General features: G+C 70.2%; 3 protein-coding genes. All 3 read right to left on the bottom strand.

The annotated features are described in order from the left end of the window. Positions 1-96: 96 nt before the first annotated feature. Genes VIM26_RS08355 through VIM26_RS08345 form a run of 3 tightly spaced genes read right to left on the bottom strand, consistent with a single transcriptional unit; the run spans position 97 to position 5917 of the window. Positions 97-1293, bottom strand: coding sequence for an acetate kinase (locus tag VIM26_RS08355; RefSeq protein WP_331950060.1), 1197 nt, complete (start codon positions 1291-1293; stop codon positions 97-99). Further along, positions 1290-3419, bottom strand: a complete 2130-nt coding sequence (pta, locus tag VIM26_RS08350; protein ID WP_331950058.1) for a phosphate acetyltransferase — start codon at positions 3417-3419, stop codon at positions 1290-1292. Before pta ends, VIM26_RS08355 begins: the two co-directional genes overlap by 4 nt. Next, positions 3416-5917, bottom strand: a complete 2502-nt coding sequence (locus tag VIM26_RS08345; protein ID WP_331950056.1) for a phosphoketolase family protein — start codon at positions 5915-5917, stop codon at positions 3416-3418. Before VIM26_RS08345 ends, pta begins: the two co-directional genes overlap by 4 nt. Positions 5918-6328 lie beyond the last annotated feature (411 nt).

Raw genomic sequence — 6328 nt, 5'->3', positions numbered from 1 at the left:
CCTAACGTCCGAGCGCTGACGTCCTATAGGACGTCAGCGCTCGGACGTTAGGGGTGAATCCGGTGCTGCGGTGGTGCGGTGGTGCCGGGTGATGGGTCAGGCGGTGGCGACCAGGGCTACCGCCTCGCGGGCGATCTCCAGCTCTTCGTTGGTCGGGACGACGTAGACAGTGACCTCCGAGGCGTCGCTCGAGATCCGGCGGGCGTCGTCGCTGCGGACGGCGTTGAGCTCGGGGTCGATCTCGATGCCGAGGCGTTCGAGGCCGGCGAGAGCGTTCAGCCGGGTCTCGGCGTCCTTCTCGCCGATCCCGGCCGTGAACGCGATCGCGTCCACCCGTCCGAGCTGGGCGTAGTAGTTCCCGACGTAGCCCTTGAGCCGGTGGTAGTAGACCTCGAGCGCGGTGCGGGCGTTCTCGTCGCCCGCCTCGACGGCCGCGTGCACGTCGCGCATGTCCGAGGACCCGGTCAGGCCGAACATGCCGGACCTACGGTTGAGCAGCACGTCGAGATCGTCCAGGCTCATCCCCGCGACCCGGCCCAGGTGGATCAGGATCGCCGGGTCGAGGTCGCCGGACCGGGTCCCCATGACCAGGCCCTCGAGCGGGGTGAGCCCCATCGAGGTCTCGACCGAGATCCCGCCGCGCACGGCGGTGATCGATGCACCGTTGCCGAGGTGCAGCACGATGACGTTGACCTCGCTGGGGTCCTTGCCCAGCAGTTCGGCCGTGGCCGCCGCGACGAACTTGTGCGACGTGCCGTGCGCGCCGTACCGGCGGATCTCGTACTTGGCCGCGACCTCGCGGTCGATCGCGTACGTGGCTGCGGCGTCGGGCAGCGTGGTGTGGAACGAGGTGTCGAAGACGGCGACGTGCGGCACGGTCGGGAAGGCGTGCCGGGCCGCGCGGATCCCGCTCAGGTTCGGCGGGTTGTGCAGGGGCGCAAGGGTGGAGAGCTCGTCGATCGAGGCCTCGACGTCGTCGTCGATCACGGCCGCTCCGGGGAACCTGGCCCCGCCCTGCACGACGCGGTGCCCGATCGCCGTCAGCTTGGACTCGTCGAGCTGGGGACCGTGCTTGGCGAACAGCTCGAGGATCACCGCGAGCCCGTCCTCGTGGTTCGCGATCGGCTGCGTGAGCGTGGTGCGCCCGTCCAGCCCGTCGTGCTTGATCTCGCTCATCGGCTGGCCGATGCGCTCGATGATGCCGCCGGCGAGCGCCTCGCCGGAGTCGGCGTCGACGAGCTGGTACTTGATCGAGGACGATCCAGAGTTGATGACAAGAACGAGCGAGCTCACGAGGTCGCCTCCACAGGGGTGTTGGCCAGGGCGTGCAGCGCCTGGGACTGGATCGCGGTGATCGCGACGGTGTTGACGATGTCCTGCACCAGCGCGCCTCGGGAGAGGTCGTTGACCGGCTTGCGCAGGCCCTGCAGAACCGGTCCGACGGCGACCGCGCCCGACGAGCGCTGCACGGCCTTGTAGGTGTTGTTACCGGTGTTCAGGTCCGGGAAGATGAACACCGTCGCGCGCCCGGCGACCTGGGAGTCCGGCATCTTCGTCTTGGCCACGGAGGCGTCGACGGCGGCGTCGTACTGGATCGGACCCTCGACGCTCAGGTCCGGACGGCGCTCGCGGACCAGCGCCGTGGCGGTGCGGACCTTCACGACGTCGGCTCCCGAGCCGGACGCTCCGGTGGAGTAGGACAGCATCGCGATGCGCGGTTCGATGCCGAACTGCGCGGCGGTCTCGGCCGAGGAGATGGCGATGTCCGCGAGCTGCTCCGCGGTCGGGTCCGGGTTCACGGCGCAGTCGCCGTACACCAGCACCCGGTCGTTGAGGCACATCAGGAACACGCTGGACACGATCGAGACGCCCGGGACCGTCTTGATGATCTCGAACGAGGGCCTGATGGTGTGCGCGGTGGTGTGCATCGCGCCGGACACCATGCCGTCGGCCAGGCCGAGCTCGACCATCATCGTGCCGAAGTACGAGACGGAGGAGATGATCTCCCGGGCCCGCTCGAGGGTCATGCCCTTGTGGGCACGCCGCGCCGCGTACTCCTTGGCGAACCGCTCGTGCAGCTCCCCGCCGCGCGGGTCGATGATCTTCGCCTCGTCCAGTGCGAGGCCCAGCTCGGTCGCGCGGGCCCGGATGGAGGTCTCCTCGCCGAGGATCGTGAGGTCCGCGACCTGGCGCTGCAGGAGCGAGCTCGCGGCACGCAGGATCCGGTCGTCGGCACCCTCCGGCAGCACGATGTGCTGGCGGTCGGCGCGGGCCCGGTCGAGCAGCTCGTACTCGAACATCAGCGGGGTGACGACCTCACTGCGCGGCACGTCGAGCGCCGCGAGCAGGGTCGTGCCGTCGACGTGCTGCTCGAACAGCGCGAGCGCGGTGTCGATCTTGCGCCGCGAGTCGGTCGTCAGCCGACCCCGGGTGAGCGCCGCGGCGCTCGCGGTCCGGAACGTGCCCAGGTCGGTGCGCATGATCGGCAGGCGCGAGCCCAGGGACTCGACCAGCCGCGCGACGTTGCCCGCTGGGTAGTAGCCGCCGTTGAGGATGATGCCCGCGAGCGACGGGAAGCCGGTCGCGGCGTGCGCGGTGAGCAGGCCGAGCAGGATGTCGCTGCGGTCGCCGGGGGCGATCACGACGGCGCCGTCGGACAGCCGGTCCAGCAGGTGCTCGAACGACATGGCGCCGACCTGGACGTCGAGCGACTCGCGACTGAGCAGCTCCTCGTCGCCGACGACGAGGCGCCCGCCGACCGCCTCCATCAGGGCGCGGACGGTCGGGGCGACCAGGAACGGCTCCTCCGGGAGGGCCCAGACCGGGACGTCACCGGTGAGCGCGGCGCGCACGAGGTCGATCTCGTCGGTGGCGCACCGGTTCGCTACGACACCGATGACCTGGGCGTGGTTGGCGCGCATCTCGCCGACGGCGACCTCGGCGACCTGCCGGATCTCGTCGGGGCTGCGGCCGTTTCCGCTGACCACGATCAGCGCCGGGGCAGCGAGGTTGGCCGCGATCCGCGCGTTCAGGACCAGCTCGGTCGGTCCGGCGACGTCCGTGTAGTCCGTGCCGACGACCACGACGACGTCGCACCGGCGAGCCACCTCGTGGTACCGCGACACGATCTCGGTGAGAGCCTCGTCGGGGTTGGTGTGCATCTGCTCGTAGGTGACACCGACGCACAGGTCGTACGGCAGGTCGACGCCGTCGTGCGCGAGCAGCAGCTCCAGCACGTAGTCGCGCTCGTTGCCGGACCGGGCGATCGGGCGGAACACCCCGACGCGCTGGGTCCGGCGGGTGAGCAGGTCGAGGACCCCGAGGGCCACGGTCGACTTGCCGGTCTCCCCCTCGGGGGAGGTGACGTAGATGTTGCGGGCCGAGCCCTCGGACGGCGTCTGGCGCTGTGAATCGTTCACTCGTTGTCTCCTCCGGTCGCAGCCACCGAGGAACCCCCAGGACCGCTGACATCTGTTGCGGTGTCGCCCGCATCGGGCCACACCCAGTTCGCGATCGACGGCAGGTCCTCGCCGTGCTCGCGGGTGTACTCGCGCGCCTCGAGGCGCGCATCGGTCATCTGCTGGCGCAGGCGCGCAGCACGCGGTCCGAGGCTCGGCACGCGGTCGATCACATCCATCACGAGGTGGAAGCGATCGAGGTTGTTGAGCATGACCATGTCGAAGGGGGTCGTCGTCGTGCCCTCCTCCTTGTAGCCGCGCACGTGGATGTTGGCGTGTCCGGTGCGGCGGTAGGTCAGGCGGTGGATCAGCCACGGGTAGCCGTGGTAGGCGAAGATGACCGGCTTGTTCGGCGTGAACAGCGCGTCGAAGTCCCGGTCGGACAGGCCGTGCGGATGCTCGCTGGCGTCCTGCAGGCGCATCAGGTCGACCACGTTGACCACGCGCACGGTCAGCTCGGGCAGGTGCCGGTGCAGCAGGTCGGCCGCGGCGAGGGTCTCGACCGTCGGGACGTCGCCCGCGCAGCCCAGCACGACGTCGGGCTCCTCGCCGTCGCGCTCGTTGCCCGCCCACTCCCAGATGCCCAGGCCGCGCGCGCAGTGCGCGACCGCCTGGTCCATCGTCAGGAAGTTCGGCGCCGGCTGCTTGCCGGCCACCACGACGTTGACGTAGTCCTTGCTGCGCAGGCAGTGGTCGTACGTCGAGAGCAGCGTGTTCGCGTCCGGGGGCAGGTACACCCGGACGATCTCCGCCTTCTTGTTGATCACGTGGTCGATGAAGCCGGGGTCCTGGTGGCTGAAGCCGTTGTGGTCCTGGCGCCAGACGTGGCTCGAGAGCAGGTAGTTCAGCGAGGCGACCGGGCGGCGCCAGGGGATCTCGCGGGACACCTTGAGCCACTTGGCGTGCTGGTTGAACATCGAGTCGACGATATGGATGAAGGCCTCGTAGCAGCTGAACATGCCGTGCCGGCCGGTCAGCAGGTACCCCTCGAGCCAGCCCTGGCACTGGTGCTCGGAGAGCATCTCCATCACCCTGCCCGCCCGCGCGAGGTGCTCGCCGGCGTCGCTGTCGAGGTACTCCCCGTTCCACTGCTTGTCGGTGACCTCGTAGACGGACTGCAGCCGGTTGGAGGCGGTCTCGTCGGGGCCGAAGATCCGGAAGTTGTCCGGGTTCAGCTCGATGACTCCTGCGAGCCACTGCCCGAGCACCTTGGTGGCCTCGCTGATCGAGCCGCCGGGGACCGGGACGTCGACGGCGAAGTCGCGGAAGTCCGGCAGGCGCAGGTCGCGCAGCAGCAGCCCGCCGTTGGCGTGCCGGTTGTCACTCATCCGCAGGTGCCCGATCGGGGCCAGGGGCGCCAGATCCGCGACCAGCCGGCCGTTCTCATCGAACAGCTCCTCGGCGCGGTACGACTTCAGCCAGCCCTCGAGGACCGCCAGGTGCGCGTCGGTGTCCCGCGCGCTCGCTAGCGGGACCTGGTGCGAGCGCCAGGAGTTCTCGACCTGCAAGCCGTCGATGATCGGCGGGCAGGTCCAGCCCTTGGGCGTCCGCAGGATGATCATCGGCCACTTGGGCCGGGTGAGGTCGCCGTCGGCGGCGCGCGCCTTGATCGCGGCGATCTCGTCCAGCACGACGTCGAGCAGCTCGGCGAAGCGGCGGTGCACGGCCGCGGGGTCCTCGCCGTCGAACCCGCCGGTGAACGCGTGCGGGGTGTGCCCGTAGCCGCGCATCAGGTCGAGCAGCTCATCTTCGGGGATGCGCGCGAGCACGGTCGGGTTGGCGATCTTGTACCCGTTGAGGTGCAGGATCGGCAGCACGACGCCGTCCTTGGCCGGGTTGATGAACTTGTTCGAGTGCCAGCTGGTCGCCAGCGGGCCGGTCTCGGCCTCGCCGTCGCCGACGACGGCCGCGACCAGCAGGTCGGGGTTGTCGAACGCGGCGCCGTAGGCGTGCGAGAGGGCGTACCCGAGCTCGCCACCCTCGTGGATCGAGCCGGGGGTCTCGGGGGCCACGTGGCTGGGGATCCCGCCCGGGAACGAGAACTGCTGGAACAGCCGGCGCAGGCCCTCGTCGTCCTGGGTGATGTCGGTGTAGATCTCGGAGTACGTGCCGTCGAGGTACGCGTTCGCGACGAGGCCGGGGCCGCCGTGCCCGGGGCCGGTGACGTACATCGTCGACTGCTTGCGTTCCACGATGGCCCGGTTGAGGTGCGCGTAGAGGAAGTTCAGGCCCGGCGTCGTGCCCCAGTGGCCGACGAGGCGTGGCTTGACGTCGTCGCGGCTCAGCGGGCGGCGCAGGAGCGGGTTGTCGAGCAGGTAGATCTGCCCGATCGACAGGTAGTTCGCCGCGCGCCACCAGGCGTCGACCAGCTCGAGGGTCTCGTCGCTGAGCGGCCCGGCCGGCCGCGGTGACCAGGCGGTCGCCGAGCCGTCCGCCGTCGTTCTCGTCTGCGTGCGCATGAAGTCTCCCGTGCTGACGTGCCCCCCCGGGGCGCAAACGCGCCTCCGGTCCCCTCGGGCCCGATCTCAAGCGTCGCGCGGGCCCCTGCTTCGCTGCGGGACCTACGTCCCGCATCCGAAGGATGAGCCGGGCGTCGGGACTACCGTTTTCCCAGAACCCTATCCGCGGGTGACGACCGACACCCCTGTCCGGGCGGCTCGAACGGCCCGGCAACCGACCCGATCCACCCCTGCTGCCCCGAGCCGACGCGCGAGTGCGGGAGATCCGCCGTTCGTCGGCTCGTTCAGGGCGCCGAACGCCCGCACTCGCGCCTGCAAGCGTGCGGCGGCAGACCGTCCGGCCGTTCCGGGTTTCGGTCGTTGAAATCGGGCCGCATCGGGCGCAGACCCTGCCCGACCCGCCGTCGGCAC

The organism is Pengzhenrongella sp., assembly GCF_036565025.1.
GTDB lineage: Bacteria > Actinomycetota > Actinomycetes > Actinomycetales > Cellulomonadaceae > Pengzhenrongella.
This window is presented reverse-complemented; position numbering and strand designations above follow the sequence as displayed.